Genomic DNA, 1,620 nt, shown 5'->3' on the forward strand with positions numbered 1-1,620 from the left:
GGCTGACACTGCCCCCCTTGCCTACGCGCCCCTTGCCATTGGCATCGATGACACCACCGGCATCCACCGAAATCCGTGCACCCTCGCCCACGTTGATGTCGTGGCTGCCGTTGAAGCGCAGCTGTCCACCGTCGATCCACGCCTGTGCGGGACCGCCTTCCGGCGCGGCAAGCGCATTGCTCCAGCCGCCGCCAAGATCGATCCGCGCGCCCGCCGCAACATCGAGCGCGCCGCGCCCGGAGGACAGCAGGGCCGTCGGCCTGCCGAGCACCAGAAGCAGGTTGCCGGCCTCCACCTGGCCGCCGGCAATCTGCACCGTTCCGCCGAGGCTGACGCGGCTTGCGGCAAGGCCAAGCCGGCCGCCCTCCTGCAACCTGAGCGTGCCGTCCAGATCGATGCGGCCGGCCGAAGCGAGGTCCACCTGCCCCCAACGCTGGGCGCTCAGGACCTCACTGTCCAACCACACGGTATTGCGCTGTGCTTCCCCGACCGGCGCCTGCAGCGTCCACGGCCGGGTGTCGGCCTGGAGCTCTCCGATGCGGACCTGCGAATCGAACACTGCACTGCGCCCGGTGTTGTCGAAACGCCCAAGCCAAAGCTGGGCGTTGCGGGCCGCCGCCGTCTGCGCCTGCGCGTACCCGTCCTGCCCCTGGTCTGGGCGGCGCGTCTGCTGCACGCCCTGGAAGGCCACCGTATCCACCTTGCCCTGCAGGACGGCCGTGGGCGCCGAGATCAACAGGCGGCCGGCGTCGCGTCCCACGGTGTAGCCATTGTCGAAGCGCTGGCCAGGGGCAACCAGTGGATTGCGGAAGGATTCGGTGACCCCCCAACGCTCCTGCTTCAGTTCGTAGCCCTGGTACAGACCGTCGTACAGCATCTCCGCCGGCGCATCGTCAAGCCGGTACAACTGGCCATCGCGCCCACGCAGCCAGCTCTGCTGGACCACGCCGGACTGCACATCCAGGCTGCCACCGGCCAGATTGATGCGCGAACCCGCGTGGCTGACCACTTCCTTGCCTGCCAGCTGGACGGTGCCGCCCTGCGCCGCCCATTCGCTGATCGAATGCCCCTGATTGTCCAGGTAGCCACCCACTTCCAGCAGGCCGCCGCCGGCATACCAGCGCGTACCTTCATAGCCACCGGTACCGGCGGCAACTTCGATCAACTGGCGGCGGTCGATCCACACCTCGCTGCTGATCAGCTTGCCGCTGTCACGGTTGTCCGGCGAATCGCGCAGCTCGTTGCCCTGCACCTTCACCTTGACGTTGTTGCTCTCCATCGCCACCTGCACGCCCACCGCACCGGAGACGTCCACGCGCGCGCCATCATCCAGGTAGCTGCGCCGGCTGGCGTCGGCGATCACCTGGCCGCCGGTGGCCACCGCCAGCGAGCCGGCCTGGAAGTTCACATCGCCGCCGGAGACGACTTCGATGCGTGATTGCTCCCGGCGGTCCTGCAGCCGCGAGAGATTGTCGAAGGTGCCACTGTTGCTGGCGGCACGAAGCTTGTCCTGCTCGGCCGATTCCTTGATGAGGGCGTCGCGCTGGCTGTCAAGCGCGGTGGTCTTGCCATCATCTTCGATCAGCACTGCCGTCGTCGAACCCGTGGCCAGGGTCACGC

1 pseudogene is annotated in these 1,620 nt (G+C 68.0%); it reads right to left on the reverse strand.

The window, feature by feature from the left end:
- A pseudogene (locus AC1VAN_RS21220) lies at positions 1–1,588 on the reverse strand (filamentous haemagglutinin family protein); the annotation flags it as partial.
- Between the last annotated feature and the right edge of the window lie 32 nt (positions 1,589–1,620).

The organism is Stenotrophomonas sp. 05L44_2 (assembly GCF_056665995.1).